The 15,391-nt window shown below is 54.0% G+C and carries 16 protein-coding genes; 11 read left to right on the top strand and 5 right to left on the bottom strand.

The window, feature by feature from the left end:
* Nucleotides 1-26: 26 nt before the first annotated feature.
* Nucleotides 27-425, bottom strand: a complete 399-nt coding sequence (zapG, locus tag ACH0VJ_RS11685) for a Z-ring associated protein ZapG (protein ID WP_001519074.1) — start codon at nucleotides 423-425, stop codon at nucleotides 27-29.
* A 192-nt stretch (nucleotides 426-617) separates the two neighbouring features.
* Here zapG and zapE point away from each other — a divergent pair, with 192 nt between their 5' ends.
* The 11 genes from zapE to nanQ all read left to right on the top strand — a co-directional run bounded on the left by zapE (nucleotide 618) and on the right by nanQ (nucleotide 9,944).
* Entirely contained in the window at nucleotides 618-1,742 is a 1,125-nt protein-coding gene (gene zapE / locus ACH0VJ_RS11680) for a cell division protein ZapE (protein ID WP_001191222.1), read from the top strand.
* Between the two features lie 302 nt (nucleotides 1,743-2,044).
* Nucleotides 2,045-2,473: a 50S ribosomal protein L13 gene (rplM, locus tag ACH0VJ_RS11675; protein WP_000847559.1), complete on the top strand. Its 429-nt coding sequence runs from the start codon at nucleotides 2,045-2,047 to the stop codon at nucleotides 2,471-2,473.
* Nucleotides 2,474-2,488: 15 nt separating this feature from the next.
* Nucleotides 2,489-2,881, top strand: coding sequence for a 30S ribosomal protein S9 (gene rpsI, locus ACH0VJ_RS11670; RefSeq protein ID WP_000829815.1), 393 nt, complete (start codon nucleotides 2,489-2,491; stop codon nucleotides 2,879-2,881).
* A gap of 312 nt (nucleotides 2,882-3,193) precedes the next feature.
* Complete coding sequence (gene sspA / locus ACH0VJ_RS11665; protein ID WP_000257298.1) at nucleotides 3,194-3,832, top strand: stringent starvation protein SspA; 639 nt, start codon at nucleotides 3,194-3,196, stop codon at nucleotides 3,830-3,832.
* A 5-nt stretch (nucleotides 3,833-3,837) separates the two neighbouring features.
* Entirely contained in the window at nucleotides 3,838-4,338 is a 501-nt protein-coding gene (sspB, locus tag ACH0VJ_RS11660; RefSeq protein ID WP_000366112.1) for a ClpXP protease specificity-enhancing factor, read from the top strand.
* A gap of 108 nt (nucleotides 4,339-4,446) precedes the next feature.
* Nucleotides 4,447-5,238, top strand: coding sequence for a transcriptional regulator NanR (nanR, locus tag ACH0VJ_RS11655; protein ID WP_000382926.1), 792 nt, complete (start codon nucleotides 4,447-4,449; stop codon nucleotides 5,236-5,238).
* Nucleotides 5,239-5,372: 134 nt separating this feature from the next.
* Nucleotides 5,373-6,266, top strand: a complete 894-nt coding sequence (nanA, locus tag ACH0VJ_RS11650) for an N-acetylneuraminate lyase (RefSeq protein WP_001029667.1) — start codon at nucleotides 5,373-5,375, stop codon at nucleotides 6,264-6,266.
* Nucleotides 6,267-6,381: 115 nt separating this feature from the next.
* Nucleotides 6,382-7,872 carry a sialic acid transporter NanT gene (nanT, locus tag ACH0VJ_RS11645; protein WP_000108071.1) on the top strand — a complete coding sequence of 497 codons (1,491 nt, stop codon included), beginning with the start codon at nucleotides 6,382-6,384 and terminating at the stop codon, nucleotides 7,870-7,872.
* A gap of 46 nt (nucleotides 7,873-7,918) precedes the next feature.
* Nucleotides 7,919-8,608, top strand: coding sequence for an N-acetylmannosamine-6-phosphate 2-epimerase (locus tag ACH0VJ_RS11640; RefSeq protein WP_000054439.1), 690 nt, complete (start codon nucleotides 7,919-7,921; stop codon nucleotides 8,606-8,608).
* A complete protein-coding gene (nanK, locus tag ACH0VJ_RS11635) occupies nucleotides 8,605-9,480 on the top strand; it encodes an N-acetylmannosamine kinase (protein ID WP_000208970.1) in 876 nt (291 codons plus the stop codon). Before ACH0VJ_RS11640 ends, nanK begins: the two co-directional genes overlap by 4 nt.
* On the top strand, nucleotides 9,477-9,944 hold the full coding sequence (gene nanQ, locus ACH0VJ_RS11630) for an N-acetylneuraminate anomerase (protein WP_000979906.1): 468 nt from the start codon (nucleotides 9,477-9,479) through the stop codon (nucleotides 9,942-9,944). Before nanK ends, nanQ begins: the two co-directional genes overlap by 4 nt.
* An 82-nt stretch (nucleotides 9,945-10,026) precedes the next feature.
* Here nanQ and ACH0VJ_RS11625 read toward each other — a convergent pair whose 3' ends face one another.
* The 4 genes from ACH0VJ_RS11625 to gltD form a co-directional block, all read right to left on the bottom strand.
* On the bottom strand, nucleotides 10,027-11,307 hold the full coding sequence (locus tag ACH0VJ_RS11625) for a cytosine deaminase (RefSeq protein ID WP_001180687.1): 1,281 nt from the start codon (nucleotides 11,305-11,307) through the stop codon (nucleotides 10,027-10,029).
* Complete coding sequence (gene codB / locus ACH0VJ_RS11620) at nucleotides 11,294-12,547, bottom strand: cytosine permease (protein ID WP_000076261.1); 1,254 nt, start codon at nucleotides 12,545-12,547, stop codon at nucleotides 11,294-11,296. The genes ACH0VJ_RS11625 and codB overlap by 14 nt, the downstream gene beginning before the upstream one ends.
* 115 nt (nucleotides 12,548-12,662) lie before the next feature.
* The gene (locus tag ACH0VJ_RS11615; RefSeq protein ID WP_000184312.1) at nucleotides 12,663-13,766 is read right to left on the bottom strand and encodes a YhcG family protein; all 1,104 of its coding nucleotides are present in this window, start codon (nucleotides 13,764-13,766) and stop codon (nucleotides 12,663-12,665) included.
* 206 nt (nucleotides 13,767-13,972) lie between these two features.
* A complete protein-coding gene (gene gltD, locus ACH0VJ_RS11610) occupies nucleotides 13,973-15,391 on the bottom strand; it encodes a glutamate synthase subunit GltD (RefSeq protein WP_000081637.1) in 1,419 nt (472 codons plus the stop codon).

The raw sequence follows: 15,391 nt of genomic DNA, 5'->3' as shown, positions 1-15,391 counted from the left end.
CCGATAAATTTCTTAACGGCGTGCGATTAATCGCGCTTTGCGCCGCTACGTAACAGGCCAGACGCGCCTTCAGAATAATCACGTGGCATTTGTACTGGCGCCTGATCGTTGCTCGCCTCAGACTCCGCCAGACGGTTACGGAACGGATTCGACTCCGCAGACATTTCCGGCAGCAGGCTGCTGGAGCTTTTCGCCATATGCTGATACAGCTGGCGGTAATCATGCGCCATGGTATCCAGCAGTTCCGCGCTGCGGGCAAAGTGGCTAACCAGCTCTTCACGGTACTCTTCCAGCTCAGCTTTGTTTTTTTCCAGTTCGTACTGCAATGCCTGCTGTTGACGTAACTTACGATTACCAAAACGCATGGCCACGGCACCAATGATGATACCGACGACTAATCCAATTAGCGCATATTCCCAGGTCATGAACATCTCCCGTTGTCTTATGTTTCCGTAGGGTGTTGGCTCCAGGCTCCATGCCCGCGCCTGATTATGCCACTATAACCGCTAATTCCGTAGAAGTGGAATCCCGACAGCATATCGCGTAGTGTAGAACGGCCTTTTTTTCGTCAGCCGTGAACGACGGCACATCGATTTTCAAGGAATAACAATAACATTATGCAAAGCCTTTCCCCTACATCGCGTTATCTCCAGGCACTCAACGAAGGCACCCATCAGCCTGACGACGTACAGAAAGAGGCGGTCGACCGTCTGGAAACCCTTTATCAGGCGCTCACCGCGAAAAAATCGTCGGCTACGCCACCCGGCGGTCTGATAGCGCGACTGGGGAAATTATTAGGCAAAAACGAACCGGACGCGCAAATACCGGTTCGCGGGCTGTATATGTGGGGGGGCGTGGGTCGCGGCAAAACATGGCTCATGGATCTCTTCTACCACAGCCTGCCGGGCGAGCGAAAACTACGCCTGCATTTTCATCGGTTTATGCTGCGCGTGCATGAAGAGCTTACCGCGTTACAGGGACAGATCGATCCGTTAGACATTATTGCCGATCGGTTTAAAACCGAGACGGACGTACTGTGTTTCGATGAGTTTTTCGTCACCGATATTACCGACGCCATGCTGCTGGGCGGTTTAATGAAAGCGCTGTTTGCACGCGGCATTACGCTGGTCGCGACCTCCAATATTCCGCCGGATGAACTCTACCGCAACGGTTTGCAACGCGCCCGCTTCCTGCCGGCTATCGATGCCATTAAACAGCACTGCGACATTATGAATGTGGACGCCGGCGTCGATTACCGGCTGCGGACGCTGACGCAGGCCCATTTATGGCTAACGCCGCTTAATGATGAAACCCGGCGGCAAATGGATAAACTGTGGCTGGCGTTAGCGGGGGCCGCGCGCGAGCACGCTCCGACGCTGGAAATCAATCATCGCTCTTTATCCACCCTGGGCGTTGAAAACCAAACGCTAGCGGTCTCTTTCGCTACGCTGTGCGTCGAGGCCCGCAGCCAGCATGATTACATTGCGCTCTCAAGGTTATTTCACACGGTTCTGCTGTTTGACGTGCCGGTCATGACGCCGCTGATGGAGAACGAAGCGCGCCGCTTTATTGCGCTGGTGGATGAGTTTTACGAGCGCCACGTTAAGCTGGTGGTCAGCGCTGCCGCGCCGTTATATGAAATTTATCAGGGGGAGCGGCTCAAGTTTGAATTTCAGCGCTGTCTGTCGCGCCTGCAAGAGATGCAGAGTGCGGAGTATCTCAAGCGGGAGCATATGCCGTAAGCCGGACAAGCGCAGCGCTCCGGCATTATGCGGTATTATATCTGTGCAACCTCCCCGACCGGAGGGTGAACCAGGCCTGAACAAAACCCGCGGCAAATCGCAAAAAGGGGTCGATCTTTGACCTGGACTTCTCTATAATCCTGCGACCCCACGTTACAAGAGAGTTTTTTCCCAAACTTTCTCTGTGCCGGCCAAACATATCCGAGGGGGTAGGTTTACCGGACTTTGTCGTGTGAACCTCAACTATTTAAAACGTTTGGGTGTTCACCAACGTGTAACTTATTTATTTGGGTAAGCTTTTAATGAAAACTTTTACAGCTAAACCAGAAACCGTAAAACGCGACTGGTATGTTGTTGACGCGACCGGTAAAACTCTGGGCCGTCTGGCTACTGAACTGGCTCGTCGCCTGCGCGGTAAGCACAAAGCGGAATACACTCCGCACGTAGATACCGGTGATTACATCATCGTTCTGAACGCTGACAAAGTTGCTGTAACCGGCAACAAGCGTACTGACAAAGTGTACTATCACCACACCGGCCACATCGGTGGTATCAAACAAGCGACCTTTGAAGAGATGATTGCCCGCCGTCCTGAGCGTGTGATTGAAATCGCGGTTAAAGGCATGCTGCCAAAAGGCCCGCTGGGTCGTGCTATGTTCCGTAAACTGAAAGTTTACGCGGGCAACGAGCACAACCACGCGGCACAGCAACCGCAAGTTCTTGACATCTAATCGGGATTATAGGCAATGGCTGAAAATCAATACTACGGCACTGGTCGCCGCAAAAGTTCCGCAGCTCGCGTGTTCATCAAACCGGGCAACGGTAAAATCGTTATCAACCAACGTTCTCTGGAACAGTACTTCGGTCGTGAAACTGCCCGCATGGTAGTTCGTCAGCCGCTGGAACTGGTCGACATGGTTGAGAAACTGGATCTGTACATCACTGTTAAAGGTGGTGGTATCTCTGGTCAGGCTGGTGCGATCCGTCACGGTATCACCCGCGCTCTGATGGAGTACGACGAGTCCCTGCGTGGCGAACTGCGTAAAGCTGGCTTCGTTACTCGTGACGCTCGTCAGGTTGAACGTAAGAAAGTCGGCCTGCGTAAAGCACGTCGTCGTCCGCAGTTCTCCAAACGTTAATGGGTTTCTGCTTCGGCAGACAACTGTTAGCGAAAAAACCCGCTTCGGCGGGTTTTTTTATGGGCAATGCATTTCTGTCACGATGAAATGCGGATTGTTGTCTCTTTTTCCCCATTTCCAGAATCGACTCACCACAAAGGTCACAAAATCTGGTAAACTATCATCCAATTTTCTGCCCAAATAGCGGGGAATGTTCATTTTTTGTCTCGTTTCTGAGCAATGATGGCTTTTTTCGCCCTGGGTGACATAACATCTGGCTGGTCACATTGTGGCTGGTAGCAGTAAAAATTCTGAATATACCTGGAGGTTTTCATGGCTGTCGCTGCCAACAAACGTTCGGTAATGACGCTGTTTTCTGGTCCTACTGACATCTATAGCCATCAGGTCCGCATTGTGTTGGCTGAAAAGGGTGTTAGTTTTGAGATCGAACATGTGGAAAAGGACAATCCACCTCAGGATCTGATTGACCTCAACCCGAATCAAAGCGTTCCGACACTGGTGGATCGTGAGCTGACCCTGTGGGAATCTCGCATCATTATGGAATATCTGGATGAGCGTTTCCCTCATCCGCCGCTGATGCCGGTTTATCCGGTCGCGCGCGGTGAAAGCCGTCTGTACATGCACCGTATTGAAAAAGACTGGTATACGCTGATGAACGTCATCGTAAACGGGTCTGCTTCCGAGGCCGACTCTGCGCGTAAACAACTGCGTGAAGAGCTGCTGGCGATTGCGCCGGTATTTGGTCAGAAACCGTATTTCCTGAGCGACGAATTCAGCCTGGTTGATTGCTACCTGGCGCCTCTCCTGTGGCGTTTACCGCAGTTGGGTATTGAATTCAGCGGCGCAGGGGCGAAAGAGCTGAAAGGCTATATGACCCGCGTCTTTGAACGTGATTCTTTCCTGGCTTCTTTAACCGAAGCTGAACGTGAAATGCGCCTCGGTCGGGGTTAACCTGTATGGATTTGTCACAGTTGACGCCGCGTCGTCCCTATCTGTTGCGTGCTTTCTACGAGTGGTTGCTGGATAACCAGTTGACTCCGCATCTGGTGGTGGATGTGATGCTGCCTGGCGTGCATGTCCCTATGGAATATGCGCGCGATGGGCAAATCGTCCTCAATATTGCGCCGCGGGCGGTAGGTAATCTGGAGCTGTCTAATGATGAAGTGCGTTTTAATGCGCGCTTCGGCGGCGTTCCCCGTCAGGTTTCTGTGCCTTTGGCTGCGGTGCTGGCGATTTACGCCCGTGAAAACGGCGCAGGCACCATGTTTGAGCCTGAAGCCGCCTATGATGAAGACGTTGTCAGCTTAAATGATGATGACAATACCGCAGGCGCGGAAAGCGAGACCGTGATGTCCGTCATTGATGGCGATAAGCCCGACCACGATGACGACAGTAGTCCTGATGACGAGCCGCCTCCGCCGCGTGGCGGACGTCCGGCACTGCGCGTAGTAAAATAATCAACAGGCCCTGAAGGGCCTGTTTTGTTTGGCCTCCTCGCGGGTTCACCCTGCTTTTGAAGCTGTGTTACGATAAGCTTGCTATTATTTGCCACCGACCACTCATGAATGGACGTTATGAACGCATTTGATTCGCAAGCAGAAGATTCACCGACATCCCTCGGGCGTAGTTTGCGCCGCCGCCCGCTGGCGCGTAAAAAACTGTCTGAAATGGTTGAGGAAGAGCTGGAGCAGATGATCCGCCGTCATGAGTTTGGCGAGGGAGAACAGCTACCGTCTGAACGTGAATTAATGGCCTTCTTCAATGTGGGGCGTCCCTCCGTGCGTGAAGCGTTAGCTGCGCTGAAACGTAAAGGTCTGGTGCAAATCAATAACGGCGAACGCGCCCGCGTCTCGCGCCCCTCTGCTGATACCATCATCAGCGAACTGTCGGGTATGGCGAAAGATTTTCTTACTCATCCTGGCGGCATCGCTCACTTTGAACAGCTACGGCTTTTCTTTGAATCCAGCCTGGTACGCTATGCGGCGGAACATGCCACCGACGAGCAGATCGCGTTGTTAACGAAAGCGCTGGAAATTAATAGCCAGTCGCTGGATGACAACGCGCTGTTTATTCGTTCGGATGTCGAGTTTCACCGGGTGCTGGCTGAAATTCCCGGCAATCCGATCTTTATGGCTATTCATGTTGCTCTGCTGGACTGGCTAATCGCCGCTCGCCCAAGCGTTCCCGATCGTGAGCTGCATGAACATAATAACGTGAGTTATCAACAGCATATTGTGATTGTTGATGCCATTCGCCAGCGAGATCCCGATAAAGCGGATCGCGCTCTGCAAACCCACCTCAATAGCGTTTCCGCTACCTGGCACGCGCTCGGTAAAAAAAGTCAAAAAATGCGGTAGCGATCGCACCTCCGATCCCGGTTTAGTGAAGCAGATCGCACTATAAGCGTTCTGTATTATTTGCTGCTTATTTGATCTGGTATAACAGGTATAAAGGTAGGTAGTTAATATATTCATCATCCGTAGAGGTAGGTATGGCAAAAGCATTGCAAGGCGTAATGGCGGCGTTGTTGACCCCATTTGATCATCAGCAGCAACTGGATAGCGAAAGCCTGCGCCGTCTGGTGCGTTTTAACATCGGGCAGGGTATCGACGGGCTGTACGTTGGCGGTTCCACCGGGGAAGCATTCGTACAGAGCCTTGCTGAAAGAGAGCAGGTACTGGAGATTGTCGCCGAAGAGGCGAAGGGAAAAATCACGTTGATCGCCCATGTCGGGACAGTAAGCACCGCAGAAAGCCAGCAGCTTGCCAGCGCCGCAAAGCGTTACGGTTTTGATGCAGTCTCTGCGGTGACGCCTTTTTATTACCCTTTCAGTTTTGAAGAGCACTGTGACCATTATCGGGCAATCATTGATTCCGCAGATGGATTGCCGATGGTGGTATACAACATTCCGGCGTTAAGCGGCGTAAAACTTACCCTCGATCAGATCAATACGCTGGTGACATTACCGGGCGTGAGCGCGCTGAAGCAAACCTCCGGCGATCTCTTCCAGATGGAGCAGATCCGCCGCGCGCATCCGGATCTGGTGCTGTACAACGGTTATGACGAAATCTTCGCTTCCGGCCTGCTGGCGGGCGCGGACGGCGGTATCGGCAGCACATACAACATTATGGGCTGGCGTTATCAGGGGATTGTTCAGGCATTGCGTGAGGGCGATGTGGCGAAAGCGCAGCGTCTGCAAACCGAGTGCAATAAGGTTATTGATTTACTGATTAAAACCGGCGTATTCCGCGGCCTGAAAACGGTCCTGCATTATATGGACGTGGTATCGGTGCCGCTATGTCGTAAACCGTTTGCGCCTGTTGATGAAAAATATCTGCCGGCGCTCAAGGCGCTGGCTCAACAACTGATGGAAGAAAAGGCGTAACAGCATAATGCCGGGGGCGCTACGCTTGCCCGGCCTACAACAGTGCGAACAGTAGGCCGGATAAGGCGGAGCCGCCATTCGGCATAACGACAACAAAAATCGTCGGGAGAGTAAAATGAGTACTTCTACCCAGAACATCCCGTGGTATCGCCATCTCAACCGGGCGCAGTGGCGGGCATTTTCCGCTGCCTGGCTGGGATATCTGCTTGATGGTTTTGATTTTGTGTTAATTGCTCTTGTACTGACTGAGGTACAAAGCGAATTTGGGCTGACGACGGTACAGGCGGCAAGCCTGATTTCTGCGGCTTTTATCTCTCGCTGGTTCGGCGGGTTATTACTGGGCGCGATGGGCGATCGCTATGGGCGTCGTCTGGCGATGGTCAGCAGCATCATTCTGTTTTCGGTGGGAACCCTGGCATGCGGGTTTGCGCCCGGTTACACCACCATGTTCATCGCCCGACTGGTGATTGGTATGGGCATGGCGGGCGAATATGGTTCCAGCGCGACCTATGTGATTGAAAGCTGGCCAAAACATTTACGCAATAAAGCCAGCGGTTTTCTGATTTCCGGCTTCTCCGTCGGCGCGGTCGTTGCCGCGCAGGTGTACAGCCTGGTGGTGCCTGTCTGGGGCTGGCGCGCGCTGTTTTTCATTGGCATTTTGCCAATTATCTTCGCTCTCTGGCTGCGGAAAAACATTCCGGAAGCGGAAGACTGGAAAGAGAAACACGCGGGTAAAGCGCCGGTACGCACGATGGTCGACATTCTTTATCGGGGCGAGCATCGCATCATCAACATTTTAATGACTTTCGCCGCCGCCGCTGCGCTGTGGTTCTGTTTTGCCGGTAACCTACAAAATGCTGCGATTGTGGCGGGGCTGGGACTACTGTGCGCGGTTATCTTTATCAGCTTTATGGTGCAGAGCAGCGGTAAACGCTGGCCCACTGGCGTCATGCTGATGCTGGTGGTACTGTTTGCTTTCCTCTATTCCTGGCCGATTCAGGCGCTATTACCCACTTATCTGAAAACCGAGCTGGCCTACGATCCGCATACGGTGGCGAATGTCCTGTTCTTTAGCGGATTTGGCGCGGCGGTTGGTTGCTGCGTAGGCGGTTTTCTTGGCGACTGGCTGGGAACGCGTAAAGCATATGTCTGTAGCCTGCTGGCCTCGCAAATCCTCATTATTCCGGTCTTTGCGATTGGCGGCACAAACGTCTGGGTTCTGGGTCTGCTACTGTTTTTCCAACAGATGTTGGGGCAGGGGATTGCCGGGATTCTACCGAAACTGATCGGCGGTTACTTCGATACCGATCAGCGCGCGGCGGGGCTGGGCTTTACTTATAACGTCGGCGCGCTCGGCGGCGCGCTGGCGCCGATCCTGGGAGCGCTGATCGCTCAACGTCTGGATTTGGGCACTGCGCTGGCATCGCTCTCTTTCAGCCTGACGTTTGTCGTGATCCTGCTTATTGGGCTTGATATGCCGTCTCGCGTACAGCGTTGGCTACGTCCGGAAGCGTTACGCACCCACGATGCTATTGACGACAAACCGTTCAGCGGAGCCGTACCGCTTGGCAGTGGTAAAGGTGCCTTTGTAAAAACGAAAAGTTAATCCGCTTGCCCGGTTTTCAACCGGGCAATATTTGTAAGGGAGTAGTATGTCGTTACTTGAACAACTGGATAAAAATATTGCCGCTTCTGGCGGCCTGATTGTCTCCTGCCAGCCCGTTCCGGGCAGTCCGCTGGATAAGCCGGAGATTGTAGCGGCAATGGCGTTGGCAGCGGAACAGGCGGGCGCGGTTGCGGTGCGTATTGAAGGCATAGACAACCTGCGTATGACCCGCTCGCTCGTTTCGGTACCCATTATCGGCATTATCAAACGCGATCTGGACGACTCTCCAGTGCGCATTACCCCTTTTCTCGACGATGTAGATGCGCTGGCACAGGCCGGAGCAGCTATTATCGCCGTTGATGGAACCGCTCGGCAACGGCCGGTAGCCGTTGAGGCGTTGTTGGCGCGCATTCATCACCACCATCTACTGGCGATGGCCGACTGCTCATCCGTGGACGATGGTCTCGCCTGTCAACGGTTGGGTGCGGACATTATCGGCACGACAATGTCCGGCTACACCACCCCCGATACGCCGGAGGAACCCGATCTGCCCTTAGTCAAAGCGTTGCATGACGCCGGATGCCGGGTAATAGCCGAAGGGCGCTATAACTCGCCAGCACTGGCAGCGGAGGCGATCCGCTATGGCGCATGGGCGGTGACGGTGGGGTCCGCCATTACCCGTCTGGAACATATCTGTGGATGGTATAACGACGCATTAAAAAAGGCGGCGTCATGACTACGTTAGCAATTGATATTGGCGGGACTAAACTTGCCGCCGCGCTCATCGACAAAAACTTGCGCATTAGCCAGCGTCGCGAGCTACCGACCCCCGCGAGCAAAACGCCGGATGCGTTACGTGAAGCATTAAAGGCGCTGGTTGAACCACTACGGGCAGAGGCGCGTCAGGTAGCGATAGCTTCTACCGGGATCATTCAGGAAGGGATGCTGCTGGCGCTAAACCCCCATAATCTGGGCGGCTTGCTACACTTTCCGTTAGTACAAACACTGGAAACGATCGCTGGCCTGCCGACGTTGGCGGTGAACGACGCGCAGGCGGCGGCCTGGGCGGAGTATCACGCGCTCCCTGATGATATCCGCGATATGGTATTTATCACCGTTTCAACCGGCGTTGGCGGCGGCGTTGTCTGCGACGGCAAGCTCCTTACCGGAAAAGGCGGTCTGGCCGGGCACCTGGGACACACCCTGGCGGACCCACACGGGCCCGTATGCGGCTGTGGACGCGTTGGCTGCGTAGAGGCCATCGCCTCTGGACGAGGGATGGCCGCGGCGGCGCGGGACGATCTGGCGGGATGCGACGCCAAAACCCTATTTATTCGCGCTGGCGAAGGTCATCAGCAGGCGCGACATCTGGTAAGCCAATCCGCGCAGGTAATAGCGCGAATGATCGCCGATGTGAAAGCGACTACCGACTGCCAGTGTGTGGTCATTGGCGGCAGCGTAGGGTTAGCTGAGGGATACCTGGAGCAGGTTCGCGCGTTTTTGATGCAAGAGCCTGCGCCTTATCACGTGGCGCTGAGCGCCGCTCGCTATCGGCATGACGCAGGATTATTAGGCGCTGCGTTGTTAGCTCAAGGAGACACATTATGATGATGGGGGAAGTACAGTCGTTGCCTTCTTGCGGGTTGCATCCGCGATTGTTGGATGCCTTGACTCTCGCGCTGGCGGCAAGGCCGCAGGAGAAAGCGCCGGGGCGCTATGAATTGCAGGGCGACAATGTCTTTATGAATGTAATGCAGTTAACGACGCAAATGCCGGCCGAGAAGAAAGCGGAATTGCATGAACAATACATTGATATTCAGCTACTACTAACCGGCGTCGAGCGTATTGCGTTTGGGATGTCCGGTGCCGCTCGCCAGTGCGAGGAGATGCACGTTGAAGAGGATTACCAGCTTTGTAGTCAAATTGTCGACGAGCAGACTATTACGCTGCAAGCGGGGATGTTTGCTGTGTTTATGCCGGGAGAACCGCATAAACCGGGATGTGCAGTGGGTGAGCCGGATGACATCAAGAAAGTGGTAGTGAAAGTACGCGCCAGTCTGCTGACGGCCTGAATCTCTTGCCGGAGCAGTCTTCCGAACGCAGCCCCTTACGGGGCTGCGTGGTGAATGTGCCGGAGAGCGCGGGTATGACGGGTTAACGCTTAAACGTCACGGCTTCCGGCTGGGTCAGGTGCAGCGTCGTCTGGCTCGGCACCGTCTCGGCAATCACTCGCCCGTGGCGAATCGAGTAACGCGCAGGCGTCTGGCGACGTACCGCATCGAATCCATTCTCAGCGGGTAAGATAACCAGATTCGCGGCATTGCCGACGCTCAGACCGTAGTCCTGTAAATGCAGGGTTTTTGCGCTGTGGGTAGTGATCAGATTTAACCCGTCGTTGATTTGCCCATACCCCATCAACTGGCAAACGTGTAACCCCATATGCAGCACCTGCAGCATATTGGCGGTGCCTAATGGATACCACGGGTCGAAGACGTCATCATGGCCAAAGCAGACGTTGATCCCCGCTTCCAGCATCTCTTTCACCCGCGTGACGCCACGACGTTTCGGGTAAGTGTCAAACCGTCCTTGCAGATGAATATTCACCAGCGGGTTGGCGACGAAGTTAATCCCCGACATTTTCAACAGGCGGAACAAGCGTGACGCATACGCGCCGTTGTACGAGTGCATAGCCGTGGTATGGCTGGCGGTCACGCGCGCCCCCATGCCATCACGATGCGCCAGCGCCGCGACCGTTTCGACAAAGCGAGACTGCTCGTCATCAATTTCGTCGCAGTGCACATCGATCAAGCGATCGTATTTTTGCGCCAGGGCGAAGGTTTTGTGCAGCGATTCAACGCCATATTCCCGCGTGAACTCAAAGTGCGGAATGGCGCCAATAACGTCAGCGCCCAAACGCACGGCTTCCTCTAACAGCGCTTCACCGTTAGGATAAGACAGAATACCTTCTTGCGGAAAGGCGACAATTTGCAGGTCTACCCACGGCGCAACCTCTTGCTTCACTTCCAGCATGGCTTTCAGCGCGGTGAGCGTAGGATCTGAAACGTCAACGTGAGTACGAACGTACTGGATGCCGTTAGCCATCTGCCATTTCAGGGTCTGCATCGCGCGCGCTTTCACATCTTCATGCGTGAGCATTGCTTTACGTTCTGCCCAGCGCTCAATCCCTTCAAACAGTGTGCCGGACTGGTTCCAGCTCGGTTCACCCGCCGTTTGCGTGGTATCCAGGTGGATATGTGGCTCAACAAACGGTGGAATAGCCAGGCCGCCTTCGGCATCAAGCACTTCGCCCTGCGGTAACGATGCGGCTTCCTGAGGCTCAATCCGGCTAAAGCGCCCGTTTTCAATCGTAATCTGCCATAATCCTTCGTGTCCCTGCAGACGCGTCTGACGAATAGTGATGTTATTGTTCTGCATGGCTGACCTCTGGTGATTTAGCAAGGCTGCGGTTGAAAAGTGGATTCAGCAGGATATAGCTGAAGACGCCGCCGAGTACGGCGTTGACGGGCACAATACCAGGAACATAATGTCCGGCGGCGATGCCCAGCGCGACGGAAAGAATAGCAATCCAGTTAACGGGAATAAAGCGCACGGTGTTGAAGTCGGCATAGCGGCGGCGGTTCAACAGATAGTCGGCAATAATCACTCCGCCAATCGGTGGGATGGCAGATGACAGGAACGTCAGCCAGCCGACAAAATTATTGTAAAGCCACAGCGCGCACACGGTACCGATAATCCCGTTCACCACCGACAGCGTGCGGCTGGAAAGACCGGTAATATTGGCGAAGCCCAGACCCGATGCGTACAGCGCGTTATCGTTGGTGGTCCATATATTCAGGCCGAGCACCACAATCGCGGGCAGCAGCAGCCCCTGCGCTATCATCACGTCAGAGATATCCGCCTGACCGACAGCGGCAGCGCCTGCCGCGCCAAAGATAAACATCAGCGAGTTGCCGAGGAAAAAAGCGATCATCGCAATCAGTACGGCGCTTTTGGCATGACGCCCGAAGCGGACGAAGTCGGCGGTCAATGTACCGGCGCTGACAAACGATCCCACCACCAGCGCCAGCGCGCTGGAAAAATCCAGCGGCGTCTGCGGCACTATCGTTTTTAAATGCTCCAGCCCACCCACGCCGCTGATCGCCAGCCAGACGGAGTAGCTGCCCAGTATAACGATCGCGGGTACGGCAATGATAGACAAAATGGTCAACGCCGAGATGCCGAAAAAAATGGTCAGGGTCATCAGTAGACCCGAAACGGCAATCAGAATATTGGCATCAATGCCCGTCGCTTTACTGACCGGAATAGCGAACATCGCTACGCCAACGCCAAACCAGCCTACCTGTGTGCCGCCTAGCAGCAGCGAGGGAAGCCATGAGCCTTTAACGCCAAAGGAGTAACGTGCAAGGAGGTGGGTGGAGAGTCCGGTTTTTGCGCCGATGTAACCAAGAAATGCAGTGTAGATACCGAGGAGGAGATTACCGAAGAGAACTGCGAGGAAGAAATCATTATAAGAAAGACCGGTGCCGAGTGTCCCTCCGGTCCACATACTGGCGGAAAAAAACGTTAAACCCAACATGACAAACGTCAGTGGAATCACGCCCTTCCGCGCCGCCAGAGGGACGGGGCCCTGGCTATAATTGTTGTCCTGCGACACAACGCCTCCATGAATTTTGCCCAAAAAATCCGCCGCATAATATACAGTTCTCAGAATAAAGCAAACGTTTTCGTGTGATGTTTTTTTGATAATTATTCATGGCATTAATGGTTCGTTAGTTTTTCTCCGTTGTCAGTGAACCACCGCGTGTGAGTTGAGTTTCCAGCATGGTTTGCGAACGAATAAGTTCGTCTGTGAGTAATTTTTCGTCGGGCAGCTGCACTTTGTATTCGCTCGCCATGATGGTGTTTGGCAGGCCAGTCAGCGCGTAATGCGCTTCCCCCGCGCCTTTCCCTGCGCACAAAACCAGGCCGACTGGCGGGTTTTCTCCGGGCATTGTCCAGTGCTCTTTGGCATAGTTCAGGTACATATTCATCTGCCCGGCATCCGCATAACCGAATTTGCCTACCTTCAGGTCAACGAGCAACAGGCAGCGCAAGCGACGATGGAAGAACAGCAGGTCGACGCGGAACCAGCTATCGTCTATGCGTAGTCGGCGTTGGCGGCCAACAAAAGCAAAATCGTCACCGAGCTCCAGCATAAAGTCCATCAGGTGGCTGAGCAGCGCGTCTTCGAGATCTGATTCGGAATACTCGTCCTTCAGGTTAAGAAATTCCAGAATGAACGGGTCGCGTATGGCTTGCTCCGGCAAAACGTTTGGCTCGGCGGGTGCAGGCTGCTGCAACATGGCGGATTTGTCGTGGGACAGTAGCGTTCGTTCGTAAAATTGAGTGGCAATTTGCCTGTCGAGCTGCCTAACTGACCAGCCGTTACGTAGCGTCTCTTTCTCGTAAAAAGTGCGGGCATCGGGATTTTTTACCGACAAGAGGCGGACATACGCCGACCAGGGGAGTGGGAAAGATTTAGCCAGTTGCGCCAAATGGAGAGATTCTCCAGACACTGTCTGGAGAATCTCAATTTTTTGAAAATAAAGATAAAACTTTTTAAATTGCCATAGATTACTGGCAGAAAAACCTCGTTTATATCTTTGGCTTAAATCCTGTGATAAACGATCAATTAGCTGTTCACCATAAGCCGCTCTGGCTTCACCGCCTTGTTCAAATTCAACAATGCGTCGACCCATTTCCCAATAGGTTGCTGTCATGATGGTGTTGATGCTGCGAACGGTTTGTGTCCGCGCTGTGTCCAGCAGTTGAACAATTCCGTTATGGATTTGCTGATATTCATCAGACTGTGGCGCTAAAGTTGGATTCGTCATGTCATCCCTTACGTGATAGTTTCATTGTGAAATTAGAACGCTATCAATACGCTTCAGGCGTAAACGGATCAATCCATGAACGGATTTTACATGGCATTACATCTCGATTTACGAGCGGGTTTCCAGAATCGGCAGGAGAGATATTGAGGAGAGGAATATCGGCTCCCCAGCCATCAGCCAAGGCATCAAGTGGGGAGCCGGAAGGGTTACACTTCGAGGTAGTTCATAATCCCGTCAGCCGCCTTACGGCCTTCGGCAATCGCCGTCACCACCAGATCGGAACCGCGCACGATGTCGCCACCGGCGAAGATTTTCGGGTTGCTGGTCTGGAAAGCATTATCGCTGCGTTCCGGCGCGATAATTCGTCCCTGCGAGTCCAGTTCCACGCTGTGTTTCGCCAGCCATTCCATGCTGTGTGGACGAAAACCAAATGCCATCACCACCGCATCAGCTGGAACCACATGCTCGGAACCGGCGACGATCTCCGCCCGTCGACGGCCTTGGGCATCCGGTTCGCCCATTTCAGTGCGCACCATTTTTACGCCGCTCACTTTGCCGTTGGCATTGACTTCAATGCCCAGCGGTTGAACGTTAAACTGAAACTCGACACCTTCCTCGCGCGCGTTTTTCACTTCGCGTCTGGAACCCGGCATGTTCTCTTCATCACGACGATAAGCACAGGTTACGTGCGTTGCGCCCTGGCGTATGGAGGTACGTACGCAGTCCATTGCGGTATCGCCGCCGCCCAGCACCACCACGCGCTTTCCTTCCATACTGACATATGGTTCGTCGCTGGTTTCGCCAAACCCCATGATCTGCTTCGTATTGGCGATCAGGAACGGCAGAGCGTCGAAAACCCCGTCCGCATCTTCATTTTCCAGCCCGCCGCGCATCGACTGATAGGTGCCGACGCCAAGGAATACCGCATCGTAATCTTTCAGCAGATCTTCAAGCTGTACATCACGACCCACTTCGGTATTAAGTTTGAACTCAATACCCATGCCGGTGAAGATCTCGCGACGGCGGGTCATCACCTCTTTTTCCAGTTTGAAAGCTGGAATACCGAAGGTCAGCAGGCCGCCGATTTCCGGATGGCGATCAAAGACCACCGCCTTCACGCCGTTGCGGGTCAGCACGTCGGCGCACGCCAGCCCTGCCGGACCTGCGCCGATTATCGCTACCCGTTTGTCCGTCTGGCGTACGCCGGTCATATCCGGGCGCCAGCCCATCTCAAACGCTTTATCGTTGATATAGCGCTCAATGTTACCGATGGTCACTGCGCCGAACTCATCGTGCAGCGTACAGGAGCCTTCGCACAGGCGGTCCTGCGGGCAGACGCGGCCACACACTTCCGGCAGGGTGTTGGTCTGGTGCGATAGCTCAGCCGCCTCAAAAATACGCCCTTCGTTAGCCAGTTTCAGCCAGTTCGGGATGTAGTTATGTACCGGACATTTCCACTCGCAGTAGGGATTCCCGCAGGACAAACAGCGATCCGCCTGGGCTTTCGCCTGACCTTCAGAAAACGGTTCGTAGATTTCAACAAACTCGATCTTACGGATCTTCAGCGGTTTCTTCGGCGGATCAACGCGCTGCAGGTCGATAAATTGATAAACATTCTGGCTCAT

The sequence above is a fragment of the Salmonella sp. 2020_1459 genome (assembly GCF_043847915.1).
Classification (GTDB): Bacteria; Pseudomonadota; Gammaproteobacteria; order Enterobacterales; family Enterobacteriaceae; genus Salmonella; species Salmonella enterica.
This window is presented reverse-complemented; position numbering and strand designations above follow the sequence as displayed.

Coding starts and splice junctions, on each gene's coding strand:
- sspA (WP_000257298.1), top strand. CDS start 3,194: ATGGCTGTCGCTGCCAACAAACGTTCGGTAATGACGCTGTTTTCTGGT.
- rplM (WP_000847559.1), top strand. CDS start 2,045: ATGAAAACTTTTACAGCTAAACCAGAAACCGTAAAACGCGACTGGTAT.
- nanT (WP_000108071.1), top strand. CDS start 6,382: ATGAGTACTTCTACCCAGAACATCCCGTGGTATCGCCATCTCAACCGG.
- nanK (WP_000208970.1), top strand. CDS start 8,605: ATGACTACGTTAGCAATTGATATTGGCGGGACTAAACTTGCCGCCGCG.
- ACH0VJ_RS11640 (WP_000054439.1), top strand. CDS start 7,919: ATGTCGTTACTTGAACAACTGGATAAAAATATTGCCGCTTCTGGCGGC.
- nanQ (WP_000979906.1), top strand. CDS start 9,477: ATGATGATGGGGGAAGTACAGTCGTTGCCTTCTTGCGGGTTGCATCCG.
- zapE (WP_001191222.1), top strand. CDS start 618: ATGCAAAGCCTTTCCCCTACATCGCGTTATCTCCAGGCACTCAACGAA.
- ACH0VJ_RS11625 (WP_001180687.1), bottom strand. CDS start 11,307: ATGCAGAACAATAACATCACTATTCGTCAGACGCGTCTGCAGGGACAC.
- sspB (WP_000366112.1), top strand. CDS start 3,838: ATGGATTTGTCACAGTTGACGCCGCGTCGTCCCTATCTGTTGCGTGCT.
- zapG (WP_001519074.1), bottom strand. CDS start 425: ATGACCTGGGAATATGCGCTAATTGGATTAGTCGTCGGTATCATCATT.
- nanR (WP_000382926.1), top strand. CDS start 4,447: ATGGACGTTATGAACGCATTTGATTCGCAAGCAGAAGATTCACCGACA.
- ACH0VJ_RS11615 (WP_000184312.1), bottom strand. CDS start 13,766: ATGACGAATCCAACTTTAGCGCCACAGTCTGATGAATATCAGCAAATC.
- gltD (WP_000081637.1), bottom strand. CDS start 15,391: ATGAGCCAGAATGTTTATCAATTTATCGACCTGCAGCGCGTTGATCCG.
- rpsI (WP_000829815.1), top strand. CDS start 2,489: ATGGCTGAAAATCAATACTACGGCACTGGTCGCCGCAAAAGTTCCGCA.
- nanA (WP_001029667.1), top strand. CDS start 5,373: ATGGCAAAAGCATTGCAAGGCGTAATGGCGGCGTTGTTGACCCCATTT.